This is a genomic window from Lysinibacillus sp. NPDC097287 (genome assembly GCF_044761695.1).
In the GTDB taxonomy this organism is placed as follows: domain Bacteria; phylum Bacillota; class Bacilli; order Bacillales_A; family Planococcaceae; genus Lysinibacillus.
The window spans coordinates 99,076-118,574 of record NZ_JBIWCX010000010.1 but is presented as its reverse complement, the minus strand read 5'-3'; the positions used below and the strand labels follow the sequence as shown (position 1 = coordinate 118,574).

Here is a 19,499-nt window from a genome sequence, read left to right as displayed (position 1 = left end):
ATTTTTATAAATTAACGCATCCTAAGGAAAAAGAGAGGATGCGTTTTTATGTGGAAACAACATATAGTAGGTGCAGTACTTGCCACTTTTATCATTGCGGCCGCAGTGAGCATCAATCCCTATTTTGCTTCGAGTTCCGACGAGTACAATTGGGGCTTTAAACGAGGAAAAGATGGTGCCCAAGCAGAAGCTGGTGCACCACTCGATCAATTACTCGAAAAATACGGCGCTATTTATAAAGGAAAACCTGATCAAAAAGTGGCTTATTTAACATTTGATAATGGCTATGAGAATGGCTTTACAGAAAGTATTTTGGACACTTTAGAAAAAGAAGAAGTGCCAGCAACCTTCTTTTTAACAGGTCATTATTTAGTAAGTGCTGGTGACCTTGTAAAACGCATGGTAGCCGATGGGCATACAATCGGCAACCACTCTTATGGACATCCGAATATGGCAAGACTTTCTCGAGATGGCATGCGTGCAGAATGGCGTAAATTTGACGGGAAGTTACGTGAATTAACAGGCATAGAACGTACGACATATGCGCGTCCACCTGAAGGTACATTCAATGCTAAAGTATTAGAGGTCGGCAACGCTGAAGGTTATCGTCATATTTTTTGGTCTGTGGCATTTAAGGATTGGATGAAGGATGAGCGCCGTGGTGCAGATTATGCCTACAATGCGCTTATGGAGCAACTTCATCCAGGTGCTGTAATTTTGATGCACACCGTCGCACAAGATAATGCGGAAGCTCTTCCACTCTTTATTGCAGAAGCTAAAAAACAAGGCTACACGTTTTTATCCCTCGATGATTTAGTATTAGAATATGAAGACTTCCCTGTCACTTTGCAATCGTCCACTCCTTAGTTATAATGGGATGATGAAAGAAAAAGGACGTGGAAAGTTTGACACAACAAACAACGATGGAAGTGGGACAAAAATTCCCACTTTCAATTAAACGACTTGGGATTAATGGCGAAGGAGTTGGCTTTTACAAACGCAATGTTGTATTCGTCAAAGGCGCAATCCCAGGTGAAGAAATTACAGCACAAGTAACCAAAACACAACATAATTTTGCAGAGGCTGAAATTGTCACAATACGCAAAGCCTCAAGGCATCGCCAAGAAGCACCATGCCCTGTTTACAATGAATGCGGTGGCTGTCAGCTTCAGCATATGACATACGAAAAACAACTTATTGAAAAACGCGATATCGTGATGCAAGCATTAGAACGCTATGCAAAACCTTTAGCTGAGACAGTGGAAGTCCGTCAAACTCTTGGTATGGACAATCCGTGGAACTACCGCAACAAAAGCCAGTTCCAAGTACGTAAAGAAGGCAAGCGTGTATATGCCGGTCTATTTGCAGAGGGTAGCAATAAGCTGTTAAACATTAACGACTGCCTAGTACAACACCCAGTAACATCAAAAATCACAGTCGCAACACGCAAAATCCTTCAAAAGCTAAACATCACAATTTACGATGGTCGTACACTCGACGGTTTAGTACGTACAATTGTTGTGCGTACAGGTATCCATACTGGCGAAACACAAGTTGTATTAGTAACAACTCGTAAAGAGATTCCGCATCTTGCTGAGCTCATAACACGTATAAAAAAAATCGACCCAAGTATCGTGTCGATTGCACAAAATATTAATCGCGACAAATCATCCCTAATTTTTGGTGATGAAACAATTGTCCTCGATGGCAAAGAAACAATTCATGAAGAACTTGGCGAATTAGCATTCGACCTTTCTGCTCGCGCGTTTTTCCAATTAAACCCAACTCAAACTGTTCATTTATATGATGAAATTAAAAAAGCTGCAGCATTAACAGGTAAAGAAACTGTTGTTGATGCCTACTGTGGTGTAGGTACAATCGGTTTATGGCTAGCAGATCAAGCAAAAGAAGTACGCGGAATGGACGTTATTCCTGAAAGTATTCAAGATGCACGAAAAAATGCACAAAATCACGGTTTCAAACATGCAAAATACGCAATCGGTACAGCCGAATCCGTCCTAGCAAATTGGCGCAAAGAAGGCTTCACTCCTGATGTGATTGTAGTAGACCCACCACGTACAGGCCTTGCACCGGACTTCATTCGTACTGTGCTTAAGCTGAAACCGAAACGCTTTGTGTATGCATCTTGTAACCCATCAACATTAGCAAAAGATTTACAAGAGTTATCGAAGTTGTATGATGTGGAGTATATTCAGCCAATAGATATGTTTGCACAGACAGCACAAGTGGAATGTGTAGCGAAGCTTGTATTGAAAAAATAAAACTTAATTTTTATGACGGCACTCAAAATTTGAGTGTCGTTTTTTAGATGATTTTTTAAAAATCGGATCAAAATGACCTACAACTTAATTGCAAATAAGCGCCAATTTAATGATAACCGCCGATTTGTTTTAATAAATCAGTGCGTGCTTTAATTTGAGCATCGTAATCTTTCGTTTGGAAATTATTAAATCTAACATTCTATTTGCATTTTGTACAATAACCTGTATAATCATAGACTAGGTGCCAAACCTACGTGGCATGGATTTAATATTCGTGTCACACCAAAAAACGCCATAACAGCACGGATTTGCTGGGCGTTTTTTGTTTTTTGAGCGGGAGATGAGCCCCGCTCTTTTTTTTTGATTTCAATTTACTTCGCGGGTAATTCACTTAATTCCACGGGTATTCACCTGTGCTTCGCTGGTATTTCTCTTCATTCGCGGGTGTTCACCTGTACTTCGCAGGTATCTCATTTAATTCTCAGGTATTTCACCTCTTTCCGCATGTAATTACGATTTTTGTACATTGTTCAAAATACATATCAAAAAGCCTTAGCGCTCACCATATGTGAATTGACGCTAAGGCCTAACTAATACTTATATCCATTTCAGCTTGTATAAACACGAATGTCGGCTTTTAATATGGCCGAGTACTTGTTTAAACTCCCTCCTTTTCGAGTTAGAGTTCATCGTTTTTTCTTCACCATCTCCTTTACTATTTCTTAATACAACATTAACACACGACCTCAATATTGTAAATATTCAGATTATTTAAATTCACAAAATAATTACTAAGGCCCAATCATTTTCCAACTACTTGTATTTATCAAAGACGTTGAAATTTACGCTGAAATCCGCTACTATGAAAGGGACGAAATGAGGTGTACGCATGTCAAAGCCAATTACTGATAAAGAACAACAAGTAACTTACTTAAAAGAACGTCTTGAAATCTTTTTAGAAGTCCTAGATGCTATTGATCCTGAAACGACTGAATTAGAAGACATCGATCGCTTAATTCAAATGATGGATGATTTAGAAGACAAAATGGAGCAATTTAACGCTCGTGAAAAATAATAAAAAAAGATATTTACGCTCCTTACCGTCGAATTGACTCACTTGGCGTAAGCCTATTGAAATGACGCGAATATCTAGAATATTTATGAATAAAAGCGCAAGTTAGCTGAGGCTACTTGCGCTTTTATTTATATATAATTCCGAGTACTGCTACAGACACTCTTTTTTTAAATTGTCGAAAAGAGTATAATGTAATGTGGAAATAGTCAATTTATTTATGGGGGGCAATACTAATGAATTTACAAGCTTTGGAGAAAAGTCTTTACGATTTAGTAACTGAAACATCTACAAATTTACCAAAAGACGTACGTCGTGCCATTAAAAAGGCGAAAGAAGCTGAAAACGCTGGCACTCGTGCTGCGATGAGCTTAGACACAATCACTAACAATATCGCAATGGCGGAAGACAATGTATCACCTATCTGCCAAGATACTGGTCTACCAACATTTAAGATTTACACTCCTGTTGGCGTAAATCAATTAGAAATTAAAGCAGCCATCAAAAAAGCAATTATTGATACGTCTGCTGATGCTAAATTACGTCCAAATGCTGTTGATTCATTAACTGGGGAAAATAGCGGGAACAACATTGGTGAAGGTCTTCCTGTTATGAAATTTGAACAATGGGAAAACGATTACATTACGATTAAGCTAATCCTTAAAGGTGGCGGCTGTGAAAACAAAAATATCCAGTATAGCCTTCCAACAGAACTAGAAGGTCTTGGCCGTGCCGGTCGTGACTTAGACGGTATCCGTAAATGTATCCTGCACTCTGTATACCAAGCACAAGGTCAAGGCTGTTCAGCAGGCTTCATCGGTGTAGGTATCGGTGGTGACCGTTCTTCTGGCTACGATTTAGCTAAAGAACAATTATTCCGTCACGTGGAAGATACAAATCCAAATCCAGAACTTGCACAATTAGAAGATTATGTAGTTAAAACTTCAAATACATTCGGTATTGGAACAATGGGCTTCGGCGGTGAAGCAACTCTACTTGGTTGTAAAATTGGCGTGATGCACCGTATCCCTGCTTCATTCTATGTATCTGTAGCGTATAACTGCTGGGCATACCGTCGTATGGCAATCGACATCAACCCTGAGACTGGCGAAATCATCAAGTGGCACTACCAAGATGGCGAAAAAATCACATTCAAGGACGATCAAGTTGCTGCAACGACAGAAGAAACTTCAACAAATGTTGTAGAACTAACTGCACCTATTACTGAAGAACAAATTCGCGCATTAAAAGTTGGTGACGTTGTTTCTATCACTGGTCGCATGTTCACTGGCCGTGACGCAATCCACCATCACTTAATGAGCCACGATGCTCCAGTAGACCTTAACGGACAAGTTATTTATCACTGTGGTCCAGTAATGGCAAAAGATGCAGAAGGCAACTGGACAGTTAAGGCAGCTGGTCCAACAACTTCAATTCGCGAGGAGCCATACCAAGGCGACATCATGAAAAAATTCGGTATCCGCGCTGTCATCGGTAAAGGTGGTATGGGACCAAAAACACTAAAAGCACTAGGCGAACACGGTGGTGTTTACTTAAACGCTATCGGTGGTGCAGCTCAGTACTACGCAGACTGCATTAAAGGTGTAGACGGCGTTGACCTAATGGAATTCGGTATTCCTGAAGCAATGTGGCACTTAAACGTTGAAGGTTTCACAGCAGTTGTAACAATGGACTCTCACGGGAACTCATTACACGCTGATGTAGACAAATCTTCATTAGATAAACTATCTAAACACGCAGAACGCGTATTCTAAAAAAATTTCCATCTATAATATAATGCAATTTTACGATTAGAATAAAATATTTCTACTGTTAAAAAACAAATAGCTATTTATTGTAAGGAATAAGCGTGCAAATACGCTTATTCCTTTTTTTGTCGATTACGCTAACTTCCCACTTCCATTTTGCAAAACCCTTTGTTATAATAATTCTAAATTATAATACAGACCACAAAAGTACTGGCCATTCATTACGATACGCCAGTATTACTATTTTATAAGGTTCATGATATTGATTTTCATTATCAGGAGGGATATGAATGGAATACTCTAATCGAGAAAACTATGATTTAATTGAGAAAACAAAAGAGCATGCGGAACTAATCGCTGCTTTAGTAGCGGGGTTATTCATCTTACTTGCATGGCGATTAGATACGAACGGCCAAACAACCGCTTCTGTTCTTTTATACATTACAGCCTTTTGTGTAGGCGGTTTTGCGAAAGCAAAAGAAGGTATCGAAGAAACTATTGCCGACAAGAAATTGAATGTGGAATTGCTTATGGTTTTAGCCGCAATCGGTTCTGCAGCAATCGGCTACTGGACTGAAGGCGCAATCCTTATTTTTATTTTCGCAGTAAGTGGCGCTTTAGAAACATACGCGATGAATAAAAGCCATCGTGAAATTTCTGCACTCATGAATTTACAACCCGAAGAAGCTTGGCTTGCACGTGGTGGTTTTGAACCAATGAAAGTTGCTGTTTCAACATTAAAGATTGGCGATCATCTTCTTATTAAACCTGGTGAACGTGTACCAGCAGATGGAATTATCTTTAAAGGGCAATCTTCTATTGATGAATCAGCCATTAGCGGTGAGCCGTTACCTGTTGCGAAGCGAGAAGGCGATGAAGTTTTCGCAGGGACAGTAAACTTAAACGGTGCCATCACGATGGAAATGACAAAACCGAACTCAGAAACATTGTTCCAAAAAATTATTACCCTTGTGCAAAGTGCACAAAGTGAAAAATCACCTTCTCAGCAATTTATCGAAAAATTTGAAGGTACTTATGTAAAATTTGTCTTACTTGCTGTGGTGCTCATGATGTTCCTTCCACACTTTTTACTAGGATGGGACTGGACTACGACACTTTACCGCGCGATGGTGCTACTAGTTGTTGCATCACCGTGTGCACTCGTTGCTTCAATTATGCCAGCAACACTTGCGGCAATTTCAAATGGTGCAAAAAACGGAATTCTTTTTAAAGGCGGCTTACATTTAGAACACTTAAGTGTATTAAATGCATTAGCAGTCGATAAAACTGGGACACTGACACAAGGAAAGCCTGTCGTAACAGACTTTATCGTACGTGATGGTTTAGATAAACAGCATACAATTGCACTACTTGCTGGAATTGAAGCGCAATCAAATCACCCTCTCGCACAAGCCATTACGATGTATGCAAAAGCAAAAGGCATCGCACTATTTCCGTCGGCAAGTATCGAAGACATTCCTGGTTGGGGGATAAAAGGCTCTATAGATGGGGTTGAATACTTAGTGGGTAAACCTGATTTTGTTGGCGAAGACGAAGCAAATACCTTTGCAAACGGAGCAGCAGCAACCCTTGCTTCTCAAGGAAAAACCGTTATCTTCATTCGGGATAATACAGGAATTATTGCACTTGCTGCGTTAAAAGATACCGTTCGCAATGAAGCAAAAAACGCTATCACACTTCTAAAAGAGCTTCATATTGATGTAGTTATGTTAACTGGCGACAATGAAAAAACAGCTAAAGTTATTGCGAAAGAAGCAGGCGTTACTGAATACGTGGCAGAGTGCTTACCAGAAACAAAGGTCACTGAAATGAAACGTCTACTTGGTCAATACAATTACGTTGGAATGGTTGGCGATGGCATTAATGATGCCCCTGCCCTTGCAACAGCAACAACAGGCATTGCTATGGGAGAAGGAACAGATGTTGCACTTGAAACAGCAGATGTTGTATTAATGAAAAATGACTTATCCAAAATTGCATATGCAGTACGCCTATCACGCAAAATGCAGCGTATTGTAAAACAAAATATTGTCTTCTCTATCGGTGTCATTACATTATTAATAGCCTCTAACTTTTTACAAGTTGTCGATTTACCTCTAGGTGTTATCGGTCATGAAGGCAGTACGATCCTCGTTATTTTAAACAGCTTACGTATGCTCAATAAAAATGTATAACAAAAAAGCCTTGCTATCACATAATCGTGATGCAAGGCTTTTTTAATAGTATCAAAACTCAGGTGATTTTCGATGTTTGTATAACTCTTTTTGTAGCGCTCTTTTCTGCATTGATGCATTTAACATTGCGCCAAAAATCAAAATCATACCGGTGAAATACAACCATAGCATTAAAATAATGACACCACCAATACTGCCGTATGTAGCAGAGTAGTTCCCGAAATTATTAATATAAAAAGAAAAACCATATGTTGAGGCTAACCAGGCTAATGTTGAGAATATCGCACCAGGCCAAACACCCATTAATTTTTGCCGCGGATTAGTATTAGGAACAAACCAGTAAAGACCCATCAAAACTAAAAAAATGAGCAATAGCGGCATGATCCAGCGTATATTATTCCAAAACGTTATAAATTTCTCTTCAACTCCGACTATCGAAAACAAAAAGTGTCCAATTTGCTGACCAAAGACAGGTAATAAGAGCGCAACACCCACAACAACTACGAGTGCGATTGTAAAAACGAGTGATAGTCCTCTATTCACAATTCCTACTCTACCTTCCGTATCGTAAGCTTTATTTAATGCACGGAACAAGGCATTAATTCCTTTCGATGCAGACCATATTGTACCGATTATCCCTATTGATAATAAACTACTATTTCGATGCGTTAAAATTTCATTTAGTGTGCTTTCAATTAGCCGATATACTTCGTCGGGCAATATGTTCACTAATGTTGAATACATTAGCTCCGTTTCTAAATTTAGATAAGGTAATAATGTTACAAGAAAGATTAGTAACGGGAAGAAGGATAATAAAAAGAAATAAGCAAGTTGGGCACTTAGGGCAGATATTTCAACTCGTTGTATTCGAAGCAGTATATCTTGCACAAAACCCTTTGATGTTGTGACGTCTACAGTTGCTACATCCGCTGAGAGAAAGGATTTTACAGCACCTAATGTAGCGTTTGCTGATGCTTTTTTCTTTTCCATACAGTTCCTCTCCTTACTATCAATTATGCCTTGGCGGAATTGTACATATCGCTAACGCTTCAGTACATAAAACATTTATTAATTGAAGTTAATCTTATTCTTTATCTGTTGGAGAGAAAGCAGATTTTGTGTCGCTAATCATATCTTGAATTGTGGAAGGTAACTCTTTAAACTCATCTGCTTTTTCGACTAACATACTGACATTTTCTGACGCGCTTTCGTAAAATGATTGAGCAGCCGTCACTTTTTCTTGAATTAGTTCCTGCAACTCCGCTGGGTTCTCTGCATAATAAGATACTGTTTCAGTAATTCTTTTTGTAGAAGCGATTGTTTTTTCACGTGTTGTACGATCTAGCATACTAAGTGCAGCACCTACTGCAGCGCCAACGATGATTGATGCTAATAACTTACTTTGTCCCATACTATAATACCTCCTACTGATGTTAATATACATTCCCTTTAATATGATAACTAAACAGCTTACCTCCTCTATTCTACCCAAAAATAGGATATTTTTAAAGCAATGCTCAAATACAGTATTGACAATTTTTTTATTCAATGAAATGATATTGGCGAGGACTACGAAAGGTAGGTTTTAACCAATGAATTTATCAACACCATCAAAAGAAAACGTTATTTATATGGTTGAGCAAATGAAGGATAAACTTCGCATGGTCAATGTAGATGCGATGAAGTCAGAGAATTTCAATGAAGCCAATTATGAAGATTTAGTATATTTATATGAAATGGTCATGAAGCGTGATTCATTTAGCCCTAGTGAAATGCAAGCGATCGTTGCAGAACTAGGCTCACTGCGTAAATAATAAAAAGCTATTAGCTACGGCGTTAAGCCTGTTGCTAATAGCTTTTATTGTTATTGCGTAGTTATTGTGGATGAACCATCTTCTGCGACATTTGGCTGAATTAACACTTCTACACGGCGATTTTTCGCACGCCCTTCAGCTGTATCGTTTGGTGCAATGGCACGATTCTCACCGTGACCTTTAGCACTAAATTTTGTCGAATCTAGCTGTTCATTACTCTCTGTAAGAACCAAAAAGAAATTTGAAGCACGTATTAATGATAACTCTAGATTTGATTTGAAATTAGGTCCTGCTGGAACATTATCTGTATGCCCTGTAATGACAATATTACGAGCAGGATCAGAAACTAATACAGCAGCAAGCTCTTGAATAGTCGGAATATATTCTTGTTTAACTTCTGCTTTCCCCGAGTCAAATAGTATGCTATCACGAATCGTTACTAACAAACCTTCCTCTGTCATTTCTGTAGCAAATTGACCTTCCATTTCATTAACTGCAATGAAATTATCAACGCTGTCCTTAATCCCAGCTAGTTCTTGCTGATCCTTCAAATAAGCTGAATTTTGTTGAGTCTCTTGAGGTGTTTGGTCATTCTCAGCATCAGGGGTTTGTATTGGTGCTGGTTGCTCTAAAAAGCCTGTCCCACCTTCAAACACCTGATTAAAAACTGCTGACATTTGCTCTATCTTTTCTTGATCAACCGAACTTGAAGCAAATAATACGATAAATAGCGCTAATAACAGCGTTAAAATATCTGCGTACGGTACTAACCAAGACTCATCCATATGCTCTTCATGCTTTTTTTTCCTAGCTTTCTTTGCCAAGGCCGCCCGCCCCGCTTTCACCCGTAATTTGACGACGCTCTTCCATCGTTAAGTAAGAAGATAATTTTTGTTCGATAACACGTGGAGCTTCCCCTTCTAAAACAGAAAGGATACCTTCAATCATCATGCGCTTTTGCTTCACTTCAACTGATGACTTACGTTTTAACTTGTTGGCAAATGGATGCCATAATACATAACCCGTGAAGATACCTAACAATGTTGCCATAAAGGCAGCTGAAATGGCATGCCCTAATTTTTCTATATCATTCATATCTGCTAATGCGGCGATTAAACCAACTACCGCACCAAGTACCCCAAGTGTCGGGGCATATGTACCTGCTTGAGAGAAGATTGCAGCACCACTTGTATGACGATCTTCCATTGCTTCTACTTCTTCCGTCAATACATCACGAATATAATCTGCATTTTGACCATCAATGGCTAATGTAAGGCCATTTTTCAAGAATGGATCTTCAACTTCAGAAGCTTTACTTTCAAGAGCTAGTAAACCTTCTCGACGTGCTAAATCAGCCCACTGCGAAAACATTTTAATGATTTCAATATCATCTGCTAATTTAGTCTCTTTAAATAGGATTTTAAATAACTTTGGTACACGCTTTAATTCCTTCATTGGGAAGGCAATTGTGACAGCGGAGACTGTACCGACAATGATGATTAATATGGCAGCAGGATTGTAAAACGCACCCAAACTTACACCTTTCATCACCATTCCTGTTAGTAGCGCAATAAACGCTAAAATTATACCGACTAACGACGACATATCCATTAATAGAACCTCCAAATCTTAAACCAGTATTGATTACGTCTAATTTTTCCATATCATAAAATATAGTATAAATGTATTTTAACAATTAATCGATGCCATAAATGCTATTTCTTTGAATTTTGGCTACATTTGATTATATTGAATTAAGAATAATACACTAATTTGTACATATTCTAAAAGAATTAAGGATTTGTTATTATCATTTAACACAAATTTACTACATTATGCTGAATTAGCGGTGAAAGTAGGAGTAAATATCCAAAAAAGAGTACTATTTAATATGAGTTGTTAGACTGATAAATTTATATCAACTCAAATAATCATCAAAACTACACACTAAAACAGTACAAAAATGATTTCTCAGACGATAATTTGGTTTGAAGTTGTTATAATAAAACATCAAAAATATCACTCATTTTCATGCCCCTCAGTAAAATCCAACATTATGCGTAGTTTTTATCACATTTTGTCTAACAGTCATGCTGAAACTGTAATCTACTTATATAATACATAAATAAATTCCCAATAAACGGATACCATATATTTCATAAATTAACCTTACTCTTTTATAACAATCTATTGTATAATTGCATTTAATGAAAGTTGATTATCTAGTAGAAAGGAGTATTTAACTATGTTCATCACAACTGTACTTGGCTTTTCAGCCGTTCTATTAATTGCAACTGCATTCTTCATCCACTACCTACAAGTAGGTTTAGACTCTAAATCTTCAGTAACTGTTGATCCAAAACCATCAGAAAAATTTTAATCCATGTTGAGACAGCTACTCTTTGTAGCTGTTTTTTCTTTTTTTAATCTACTACTATTTATTTACTGTCTTAATTTCGATATACTAAGTAAATTACTAAACTTCTTTTTTCTCCGCAAAATTGCGCGAATATTGTCATTATTATTTGCGTTTTTATATTTTTGATCTAAAATGTTTCAGTAGGGAAGGGAGCAATTTTTCATGACAATGTTAAAAGAAATTCTTGAATTCAATGAAGATTTTGTTCAAGACAAAAAATATGAACCATTTATAACAACAAAATATCCAGATAAACATATTGTAGTGTTATCTTGTATGGACACTCGCCTTGTAGAGCTTTTACCAAAAGCAATGAATCTACGAAATGGCGATGTAAAAATCGTGAAAAGTGCCGGTGCATTAATAAGTCATCCATTTGGTGCAGTTATGCGTAGTTTGCTTGTAGCGGTTTACGAATTACAGGCAGATGAAGTATATGTAGTCGGTCATTATGACTGCGGTATGAGTGCAGTAGATCCTGAGTCTATGCTTAGTAAGATGGTAGACCGAGGCGTAAGTGAAGAAACGATTAAAATGATGGAGTATTCCGGGATTGATTTAAAAGAATTTTTACGTGGCTTTGGTGACGTAGCAACAAGTGTGATGAAAAGTGTTGATACTATTCGTAATCACCCACTAATGGTAAAAAATATTCCTGTTCATGGTCTAGTCATCGATCCGAATACAGGGCGTCTAGATTTAATCGCAGACGGTGCTAACCAATAAAAAGATGTGTCTATCCCTCGAAGTCTCGGTTGATAGACACATCTTTTTCATTATTATTCTTCTAAACGTGCATACATATAGTGATCTACCCATTTACCGTTAATATATAACAGCTTTCGTAAGAGGCCCTCCTGCTGAAATCCTGCTTTTTCAAGCACTCGAATAGAAGGCTTATTTTCTGGTGATACATATGCCTCAATACGGTGTAAGCCAACCTCTTCAAATGCAAAATGGACAATTAAGTTTACCGCTTCTGTCACAATGCCCTTACCTACATAAGCCTCATCCATCGCATAGCCTACAAACCCACTTGAATACGGTAGTCTTTTCACTGAATAAAGTGCGATATGTCCGATTAAATAATCTGTGCCAAGCTCGTAAATGCCAAACGTGAATTCTCGTTGTGACCCCATTAAATATAAGGTTTCTTGAATTTTTTTATATTGTGTGTCTACTGTATAGTATTCAGGTCGATTCAATGGTTCATATGTAGACCAAAAGTATTTATTACGACTAACAAGACCTGTTAAACTCCGTGCATCTTTTTCTTGGAATGTTCGAACGTAGCATTTCTTCCCCTCAATCGATACCACATTTCCACCCTTTTTCCTTAGTAGATTCCAAATTTTCAACACCATTTCTCCACACAAACCTTCCAATAATTGTCGATATATTTCTAATTGTATGTAAAAAAAGATGCTACTACAACTAAATTAACTCATTGTTTAGTTGCGGCAACATCTCTGTTATTATTATATTTTTCATTTATTGATTTGATGATTCTGGCGTTTCTAATATATTCGTTAAATGTAAACCACGTTTTTGAGCCTCACGCTCGATTTGTGCAATTGTTTCCTGTAATACTTGTACACGTGCATGTTTTTTATCATTACCCGCCACTAAAATCCATGGAGCATTTTTCTTATCTGTTTTCGCAAACATCTCATTAGCCGCTTCGACATACAAAGGTGTTTTTTCACGATTGCGCCAGTCTTCTTCCGTTAGCTTCCAAGCCTTATACGGGTCTTGTGCTCTATCTTTAAAACGTTTTAATTGTTCTTCATCGGATACATGCAACCAGAACTTCACAACTATGTAATCGCCGTCTGTCAGTAACTTTTCAAAGTTGTTAATTTCATCATATGCACGATACCATTCTTCTTTAGTCGCAAATCCTTCTATACGTTCTACAAGTACACGCCCATACCATGAACGGTCAAAAATCGCAATTTGCCCATGCTGCGGCAATTTACGCCAGAAACGTTGTAAATAGTTATAACGAAGTTCATGTGGCTGCGGTGCCGCAATTGGATGTACGACGTAACCGCGCGGGTCTACACGCTCGATAAGACGTTTAATAGCGCCCCCTTTTCCTGCCGCATCCATGCCTTCAAAGACAAGGATAAGTCCAATTTTATTGTTCAATAAAAATTGTTGGGCATTTAACATTTCATATTGAAGGACTTTTAATTTCTTTTTATACATTTTTTTATCTAGTTCAATTGATAAATCTAAATTTTTTATAGTTTGAGCCATTTAAAACCCTCCCTTTATTTGTTTACTCTTATTGTACAAGAGATATTTAGCCTTGAATACATAAATGGTAAATTGTAGATAATTATAGCGAATTAGAATGATACAGCCGACACTATTTCGGCTATAATAAAATAGAAATTCAGTGACAATCGTATACTTATTTGCTTTTTCACTATACAATTTAACAGGAAGGGAGAGGAAATTATGCCTCAATTTATTTTTGTGACAATTACGTATATTGTCGCACTCATCCTAACCTTTTCATCCTATTTCATAAAGATAAACGGTCAATCTTCATTAGAAATTTCTAACCGCTTTCCGGTTATGTTTGCCCCTTTAAATGTTAGTTATGTTATTTGGATTGTGATTTTTATATTACTTGGTTATTGGTTAGTTATGAATCTAAAAAATCAGCGCACGCAGGAAAGCCTGTCTCTAAAGCAGGGCATACTTTTTGGTAGCGTATGTATACTGCAAATGTTGATGATTATCTTCTGGCATTTAGAACTTTTTATCGCCTCATTAATCGTCACGTTCATGTTATTGATTTACTTATTTATGCTGTATAATACGTATCCACTCAGCAATAATAAGCTCACTGGACGTGTACCGCTGTCTATTTATTTTGCATGGACAACTTTTTTACTCCTGACGAATTTAAGTTTTACATTAACCTCATATGAATGGAACGGTTTTGGCTTAAGCAACCCTCTATGGGCTGTTATTTTACTAACAATCGGTACGGCAATTGCTTTACATGTTCGCTTCCATCATTTCGATATTGCATATCCAATCGTCTTCATTTGGGCATATATTGGCATTGTATTGCACAATGGCTTTGATGAACTACTTGTGACGACAGCTGCACTTTTTTTATGTGGTGTCCTGCTTGTTGGAATATTATTCATCAAAAAAAATCCCGTATACCAAAAATAATTTGGTATACGGGTTTTTTTCTTTTTAATTACTTATTGTTCATCATCTAATGTTGTTAAAATGATTGGCTCACCTTTTGTCACAATGATCGAATGTTCAATTTGTGCAACTAATGATTTGTCAGGCGTTACAAATGTCCAGCCATCGCCAGACTCGACGATATGCTCAGCTTTAGCAGAGATGAATGGCTCTACTGCAAGCACCATACCCTCTTTCATAATCGTTGTATCCCAGGCATCATAATAGTTCAAAATATGACTTGGCTCATCGTGTAAAGACTTCCCTATACCGTGACCCGTTAAGTTCATAATAACTGTTAAATCATTAGCATACGCTTCACGTTCAACAGCCTTACCGATTTGGTTTAATTTTGAGCCAGCTTTTACTTTTGTCATCGCACGATCAAAAGCACTTTTCGCTACGCGACAAAGTTTCTCTTTCTCTTCATAGCCTTCACCAACTACAAATGAAATACCTGTATCTGCAAAATAGCCATTTAAAGAACCCGATACGTCGATATTCACGATGTCGCCCTCTTGAATCACACGGCTACCTGGTATACCATGTGCTACTTCCTCATTGACACTAATACAAGTGTAACCTGGGAAATCATATTCTCCTTTAGGACCTGATACAGCGCCTCGCTCCGCAAACATACGCCCTGCAATCTCATCTAATTCAAGTGTCGTCACACCTGGTTTTGTAGCGGCCTTCATCGCTTCACGGATTTCAGCGCAAATACGGCCTATTTTTTTAAAAGCTTCAATTTCTTCTTGTGTTTTTACAATCATTTTTAACGTCCCTTTCATCCTAATGTCTACTCTTTAATATATCACAACTACAGCATAAAGATGAGGAATCCGAGTTATTTGGCATACCAATAACGCCTCGGCGTTATTGCGTCCAGATTTTGAATTGTGCTTGGGCCTACGTGTTGCAAGTCAGTCAGCTGTAAAAATCTGCTGCTGACGCTTCGCTTTCGCGCACAAAACATCTGTGACATCCGCCAGATGCTTTATTTTTTTATCGGGTGTTCAAACACCCCATAAAAAAGATAAAAACCGCGCAATCACTCTAGGGATCACGCGGCTGATTAATTATGATTTTCGTTGCATTAGTTGTGGTGCGGATGTAAATAATAGTACGCAAGCAACCGCAGTTAAAATTGTCGCAGGTAGCATATACGTTCCGTTGTAAATAATAGAATAAACCCATGCATTTTGGTCGCCAGCATATTCTGCAAAGAACACCGCACCGGCAGTCGTATGTGCTGCATACCGTAAAAAGCCTGCTACAATAATGCCAATCACAATATAATTTGCCATTTTCACCTTTTTTGCATTCGCCGCTGCATCAAGTACTGGCTTACGTACAATAGCTGCTAAACCAACAACAGTGAAGGCAATGCCATAATCTAATAAACCTTGGAACCAGTGCACGATATAAGCACCGAACATTGTTTGCATAACACCAATAAGTAGACCGGTTGTTACCCCTGCACCAAGTCCCCAACGAAATGCAATTAATACAATCGGCACCATGACAAGACTAACCGAGCCACCCTGTGCCCATACTTTAAATGATACTTGGTCGAGCACAAGCCCAACTGCTGCAAAAATCGCAATTTCCACCAGCATTAATAATTTTTTTTTGTCCATAACATTATTCTCTCCTTTGTTCCGATGTAGGATACAAGAGCAGGAATAGAAATCAGTTGCTTTAATGCTTAGCTGTCTGGCAATCTACTAAAATGGGTAAAATAAAAAACGATGCCAGGACAGAGCCTCACATCGTTAAAGTGTCGGTTTCTATCCACAATCCCTACGCAAGCGTTAACTTACAGGTTCAAAGAGTGAAGGCATTACGTGCCCAATCTCAGCCGACATCATCGGCACCCCTTGTGGTCGTTACATCTAGATTTTTGTTTGAACATCATCATTGTACGCAAACACTTACCAAATTACAACTATCTCTTTGCTAAAATTTTTTGAAACTTTTCTGATTTTTGTGCGTAAATATTAAAAAAGGAGGGACAACTAATGGAGAATCAAAAAATCTTATCCGCATTTAGTTATCTCAGTATTTTTTTCGCACCATTTATCGTACCTTTAGTCGTCTATTTTGTTTCAAAGGATAGTGAAGTTAAGCGCCACTCTATTCGAGCACTCATATCACACTTAATTCCCGTTGCTTTTGGTATCGTCTTCTTTATCCTATTCGTCTTTTCAACGATATCTTTTAACACTACTGATCCATTTTCAAATGGCAATTCGCTCATCATTGTTTGGCTGGTTACCTTTGTTATTTACTTACTTGTATCACTCGGCATTATTATCTGGAACATCATACAAGCCGTCCGCGTTGTCCGTTAATGTTTAATAAATACAATAAGCAGGTAGAAATAATGATAAAAGGGAGTTGGTATAAAATGAAAGTATCCAACGTTGTAAAAACTGCTGTTAAATTAGCACCAATCGTTATTCCTATCATAAGAAAAGTTGTAGAAGCTAAAAAAGGAAAGGCTCCTATTTCAACAAAGACATATACAAAATAATTTGTTCACTAGAGCTATCCCCAATTCAGGGGATGGCTTTTTTATTGTCTGCATTATTTTACAACTCATAATAAGTAAATTCACTTCAAATACCTACCAAGAGAAGAGCTTTCTACAATTCCCCTGTTCCTATAATCATCTCCACGCTCAAGCAGAGGCTATAGCCTCTGCTTGAGCGACTTGACTCTCTCCTTGAGCGAATAAGCTCCTTCATTGATTTATTGGTGATGTGTTAATCTACTCATCGAATAGATACGATCTTCTGATGGATGGTTGTATGAATTTTCATTTATGGTAATTTTCCGAATAATATTTACTCATTTCGAGTTACAATAAATATCATTAATACATTAAGGAGCTGTTTACGATAAATACCGAAAAACAATTGCTAAGCTTAGTCAATGCAGCGCAAGTTCTTACTTCAACGTTAGATATTAATCAAGTGCTGGAAAAACTGATGAGTGAAGTATTAAATGTTATAGATGGTGCCGATGCAGGCGTACTATTCATGCTAAACACTCGGACAAATCGACTGATTGCCAAACATGCCATTGGCTATAATCTCGCTCATTTAAAGAAAATTCACCTTGCTTCCAATGAAGGAATGACAGGAAAAGTATTTTCGCAAAAAAAAGCGTTTAGGTTCCATTCAAGTGATGATGTAACAGAAAGCATGTCCGACTTATTCCCATTGTATGAGGAAGACTATACAAAAGCAGTTGGTAACTTTGCTTATCCCAAAAGCGCCGTTTGTGCACCACTTCTCGATAAAAGCAATACGTGTATCGGCGTATTAACAATTGTCAATTTCTCAGGCGATACACAATTTGAAAATAACGATTTAATGATGCTACAAGCATTCGCCAATCAATCATCTATTGCGATTGAAAACGCAAAACTATTCACGCAAAATGAACGGTCCAAGCGAATTTACGATGCCCTAACACGCGTTTCTTTAACACGTGGGCGCCTCAGCGATATGACAGATACACTGGCTTCATTACTTGGACAACCCGTAGCCATTATGACAGATTTTCATGATGTACTGGTCGCATCTTCCCCAATAGCAAAACACGCTGCAGAATTTTTGGTGGAGCAGCAATTAGAGCATCTTAACACAGTCGTACAGCAATGTGTGCAGTATCAAGTTCACATCACGATAGATCAAGACATGTATGTAAATTACTTATTCCCTATACATACAGAGCGTGGCGTTATAGGGATGCTACTCATTGTGATGCACAATCATTTGCAAATGGACCCTCTTGACTTGTTTGCTGTCGAACAGGCAAGTGCTCTATTTGCGCTTCAGTTAGCCGAGCAAGAAAAGGAGCTTGAAATCTCCTTCAAATACGACGGCTATTTGTTGCAACAGCTTTTAAACTTAGATTTCACCGGGTTTTATAAGCGCCAAGAAGCACTACAAACAACACATTTCTTATGCGCTACACTACAGCTTCAGGAAAATACTTATGGTGTTGTGCAAACAAAAAAACAGCAGCAACAATTTAGTAAATTACTGTATCGAGCTACACGTTTGTTTTCATTTCCGATTTTCATCTCGGAGCATGATTTCCACTATCAATTTTTATTTTTGAACAACCTCCAAGTACCTGTTGAACAATTTAAAGAACACATTCAACAGTTTTTCGAGCTAATTGATAAAGATGTGAACATATACAATTCTCTATCCTTTCATGTAGGTCTTGGACGAGTTTTCGAATCTATCGAAAATATTACAAGCTCACACCGTGATTCAAAAAAGTGTATCGACTATTTACAAACACTTGAACAAGCACCACTCATATTGTCCTATGAAAAATTAGGTCCCTATACACTTTTTTTAAATAATGATCCACAGGAAATGGCAGAATATATAGCGTTGAAACTTGGACCAATTATCAAATATGACAATCATCATAAAACTGATTTGTTATACACGCTCAAGCTGTACTTTCTACATAATCAAAGTCGCAAACACACTGCGGAGGCGTGCTTTGTGCACATAAACACGATTAAATATAGGCTTCAGACTATTTTTTCATTGCTAGATGTCAATGAAAAAAACGGGCAAATTATGTTTGAATTGAATCTCGCACTCTATATGCAATCGTATTTACAAAATGCCAAATTAGCCAAAACAGACAAATAACAAACTCTACCTTTGTCGTTTTTTACATAGTAATTTTATAGCAT

At 37.7% G+C, this 19,499-nt stretch carries 20 protein-coding genes and 1 riboswitch; of the genes, 12 read left to right on the top strand and 8 right to left on the bottom strand.

Translation table 11 applies throughout. From position 1 onward, the window contains the following. Positions 1–48 precede the first annotated feature (48 nt). The 5 genes from ACIQ2D_RS14835 (at position 49) to ACIQ2D_RS14815 (ending at position 7,318) form a co-directional block, all read left to right on the top strand. Complete coding sequence (locus ACIQ2D_RS14835) at positions 49–867, top strand: polysaccharide deacetylase family protein (RefSeq protein WP_402865296.1); 819 nt, start codon at positions 49–51, stop codon at positions 865–867. Positions 868–905: 38 nt separating this feature from the next. Continuing rightward, the gene (rlmD, locus tag ACIQ2D_RS14830) at positions 906–2,282 is read left to right on the top strand and encodes a 23S rRNA (uracil(1939)-C(5))-methyltransferase RlmD (RefSeq protein WP_402865294.1); all 1,377 of its coding nucleotides are present in this window, start codon (positions 906–908) and stop codon (positions 2,280–2,282) included. 889 nt (positions 2,283–3,171) lie between these two features. Further along, on the top strand, positions 3,172–3,357 hold the full coding sequence (locus tag ACIQ2D_RS14825; RefSeq protein WP_010857232.1) for an SE1561 family protein: 186 nt from the start codon (positions 3,172–3,174) through the stop codon (positions 3,355–3,357). A gap of 233 nt (positions 3,358–3,590) precedes the next feature. After that, positions 3,591–5,129 carry a fumarate hydratase gene (locus tag ACIQ2D_RS14820; protein ID WP_402865292.1) on the top strand — a complete coding sequence of 513 codons (1,539 nt, stop codon included), beginning with the start codon at positions 3,591–3,593 and terminating at the stop codon, positions 5,127–5,129. A 284-nt stretch (positions 5,130–5,413) separates the two neighbouring features. After that, positions 5,414–7,318: a heavy metal translocating P-type ATPase gene (locus ACIQ2D_RS14815; protein ID WP_402865290.1), complete on the top strand. Its 1,905-nt coding sequence runs from the start codon at positions 5,414–5,416 to the stop codon at positions 7,316–7,318. 51 nt (positions 7,319–7,369) lie between these two features. Here ACIQ2D_RS14815 and ACIQ2D_RS14810 read toward each other — a convergent pair whose 3' ends face one another. Continuing rightward, the gene (locus ACIQ2D_RS14810) at positions 7,370–8,308 is read right to left on the bottom strand and encodes a YihY/virulence factor BrkB family protein (protein ID WP_402865288.1); all 939 of its coding nucleotides are present in this window, start codon (positions 8,306–8,308) and stop codon (positions 7,370–7,372) included. 94 nt (positions 8,309–8,402) lie between these two features. Further along, on the bottom strand, positions 8,403–8,729 hold the full coding sequence (locus tag ACIQ2D_RS14805) for a YtxH domain-containing protein (RefSeq protein ID WP_402865286.1): 327 nt from the start codon (positions 8,727–8,729) through the stop codon (positions 8,403–8,405). 181 nt (positions 8,730–8,910) lie between these two features. Between ACIQ2D_RS14805 and ACIQ2D_RS14800 the strand changes: the two genes are divergently transcribed. Continuing rightward, complete coding sequence (locus ACIQ2D_RS14800) at positions 8,911–9,132, top strand: DUF1128 domain-containing protein (protein ID WP_053582006.1); 222 nt, start codon at positions 8,911–8,913, stop codon at positions 9,130–9,132. A 50-nt stretch (positions 9,133–9,182) separates the two neighbouring features. Here ACIQ2D_RS14800 and motB read toward each other — a convergent pair whose 3' ends face one another. Next, entirely contained in the window at positions 9,183–9,956 is a 774-nt protein-coding gene (motB, locus tag ACIQ2D_RS14795; RefSeq protein ID WP_402865284.1) for a flagellar motor protein MotB, read from the bottom strand. Next, positions 9,940–10,743 carry a flagellar motor stator protein MotA gene (gene motA, locus ACIQ2D_RS14790; protein ID WP_402865282.1) on the bottom strand — a complete coding sequence of 268 codons (804 nt, stop codon included), beginning with the start codon at positions 10,741–10,743 and terminating at the stop codon, positions 9,940–9,942. The genes motB and motA overlap by 17 nt, the downstream gene beginning before the upstream one ends. Positions 10,744–11,377: 634 nt before the next feature. Between motA and ACIQ2D_RS14785 the strand changes: the two genes are divergently transcribed. Together ACIQ2D_RS14785 and ACIQ2D_RS14780 are read left to right on the top strand one after the other, a co-directional pair. After that, a complete protein-coding gene (locus ACIQ2D_RS14785; RefSeq protein ID WP_402865281.1) occupies positions 11,378–11,512 on the top strand; it encodes a hypothetical protein in 135 nt (44 codons plus the stop codon). A gap of 201 nt (positions 11,513–11,713) precedes the next feature. Next, entirely contained in the window at positions 11,714–12,277 is a 564-nt protein-coding gene (locus ACIQ2D_RS14780) for a beta-class carbonic anhydrase (protein WP_402865279.1), read from the top strand. Between the two features lie 53 nt (positions 12,278–12,330). Here ACIQ2D_RS14780 and ACIQ2D_RS14775 read toward each other — a convergent pair whose 3' ends face one another. After that, positions 12,331–12,915 (bottom strand): GNAT family N-acetyltransferase, encoded by a 585-nt coding sequence (locus ACIQ2D_RS14775; protein WP_402865277.1) that lies wholly within the window; start codon positions 12,913–12,915, stop codon positions 12,331–12,333. A 127-nt stretch (positions 12,916–13,042) separates the two neighbouring features. Continuing rightward, positions 13,043–13,813: a polyphosphate kinase 2 family protein gene (locus tag ACIQ2D_RS14770; protein WP_402865276.1), complete on the bottom strand. Its 771-nt coding sequence runs from the start codon at positions 13,811–13,813 to the stop codon at positions 13,043–13,045. A 204-nt stretch (positions 13,814–14,017) separates the two neighbouring features. On the opposite strand from ACIQ2D_RS14770, the gene ACIQ2D_RS14765 reads away from it, so the two are divergent. Continuing rightward, on the top strand, positions 14,018–14,749 hold the full coding sequence (locus ACIQ2D_RS14765; RefSeq protein ID WP_402865274.1) for a tryptophan-rich sensory protein: 732 nt from the start codon (positions 14,018–14,020) through the stop codon (positions 14,747–14,749). Positions 14,750–14,781: 32 nt separating this feature from the next. Here ACIQ2D_RS14765 and map read toward each other — a convergent pair whose 3' ends face one another. Together map and thiT are read right to left on the bottom strand one after the other, a co-directional pair. Further along, complete coding sequence (gene map / locus ACIQ2D_RS14760; RefSeq protein ID WP_402865272.1) at positions 14,782–15,540, bottom strand: type I methionyl aminopeptidase; 759 nt, start codon at positions 15,538–15,540, stop codon at positions 14,782–14,784. A 306-nt stretch (positions 15,541–15,846) separates the two neighbouring features. Further along, a complete protein-coding gene (thiT, locus tag ACIQ2D_RS14755) occupies positions 15,847–16,407 on the bottom strand; it encodes an energy-coupled thiamine transporter ThiT (protein ID WP_402865270.1) in 561 nt (186 codons plus the stop codon). A 142-nt stretch (positions 16,408–16,549) separates the two neighbouring features. Beyond that, a riboswitch (TPP riboswitch) is annotated at positions 16,550–16,658 on the bottom strand. Between the two features lie 130 nt (positions 16,659–16,788). Between thiT and ACIQ2D_RS14750 the strand changes: the two genes are divergently transcribed. From ACIQ2D_RS14750 to ACIQ2D_RS14740, 3 genes are all read left to right on the top strand, one after another. Then, positions 16,789–17,121: a magnetosome magnetite crystal formation protein family gene (locus ACIQ2D_RS14750; RefSeq protein ID WP_402865269.1), complete on the top strand. Its 333-nt coding sequence runs from the start codon at positions 16,789–16,791 to the stop codon at positions 17,119–17,121. 56 nt (positions 17,122–17,177) lie between these two features. Beyond that, on the top strand, positions 17,178–17,303 hold the full coding sequence (locus ACIQ2D_RS14745) for a hypothetical protein (RefSeq protein ID WP_402865268.1): 126 nt from the start codon (positions 17,178–17,180) through the stop codon (positions 17,301–17,303). 385 nt (positions 17,304–17,688) lie between these two features. Next, positions 17,689–19,455, top strand: coding sequence for a helix-turn-helix domain-containing protein (locus tag ACIQ2D_RS14740; protein WP_402865266.1), 1,767 nt, complete (start codon positions 17,689–17,691; stop codon positions 19,453–19,455). The last annotated feature ends 44 nt before the right edge of the window (positions 19,456–19,499 follow it).

Bases quoted from the DNA above. Each gene is read 5' to 3' on its own strand.
- ACIQ2D_RS14810 (WP_402865288.1), bottom strand. From the start codon at position 8,308: ATGGAAAAGAAAAAAGCATCAGCAAACGCTACATTAGGTGCTGTAAAA.
- thiT (WP_402865270.1), bottom strand. From the start codon at position 16,407: ATGGACAAAAAAAAATTATTAATGCTGGTGGAAATTGCGATTTTTGCA.
- ACIQ2D_RS14750 (WP_402865269.1), top strand. From the start codon at position 16,789: ATGGAGAATCAAAAAATCTTATCCGCATTTAGTTATCTCAGTATTTTT.
- ACIQ2D_RS14820 (WP_402865292.1), top strand. From the start codon at position 3,591: ATGAATTTACAAGCTTTGGAGAAAAGTCTTTACGATTTAGTAACTGAA.
- ACIQ2D_RS14785 (WP_402865281.1), top strand. From the start codon at position 11,378: ATGTTCATCACAACTGTACTTGGCTTTTCAGCCGTTCTATTAATTGCA.
- ACIQ2D_RS14765 (WP_402865274.1), top strand. From the start codon at position 14,018: ATGCCTCAATTTATTTTTGTGACAATTACGTATATTGTCGCACTCATC.
- ACIQ2D_RS14835 (WP_402865296.1), top strand. From the start codon at position 49: ATGTGGAAACAACATATAGTAGGTGCAGTACTTGCCACTTTTATCATT.
- ACIQ2D_RS14800 (WP_053582006.1), top strand. From the start codon at position 8,911: ATGAATTTATCAACACCATCAAAAGAAAACGTTATTTATATGGTTGAG.
- ACIQ2D_RS14815 (WP_402865290.1), top strand. From the start codon at position 5,414: ATGGAATACTCTAATCGAGAAAACTATGATTTAATTGAGAAAACAAAA.
- ACIQ2D_RS14805 (WP_402865286.1), bottom strand. From the start codon at position 8,729: ATGGGACAAAGTAAGTTATTAGCATCAATCATCGTTGGCGCTGCAGTA.
- map (WP_402865272.1), bottom strand. From the start codon at position 15,540: ATGATTGTAAAAACACAAGAAGAAATTGAAGCTTTTAAAAAAATAGGC.
- ACIQ2D_RS14745 (WP_402865268.1), top strand. From the start codon at position 17,178: ATGAAAGTATCCAACGTTGTAAAAACTGCTGTTAAATTAGCACCAATC.
- ACIQ2D_RS14825 (WP_010857232.1), top strand. From the start codon at position 3,172: ATGTCAAAGCCAATTACTGATAAAGAACAACAAGTAACTTACTTAAAA.
- ACIQ2D_RS14780 (WP_402865279.1), top strand. From the start codon at position 11,714: ATGACAATGTTAAAAGAAATTCTTGAATTCAATGAAGATTTTGTTCAA.
- ACIQ2D_RS14775 (WP_402865277.1), bottom strand. From the start codon at position 12,915: ATGGTGTTGAAAATTTGGAATCTACTAAGGAAAAAGGGTGGAAATGTG.
- motA (WP_402865282.1), bottom strand. From the start codon at position 10,743: ATGGATATGTCGTCGTTAGTCGGTATAATTTTAGCGTTTATTGCGCTA.
- ACIQ2D_RS14770 (WP_402865276.1), bottom strand. From the start codon at position 13,813: ATGGCTCAAACTATAAAAAATTTAGATTTATCAATTGAACTAGATAAA.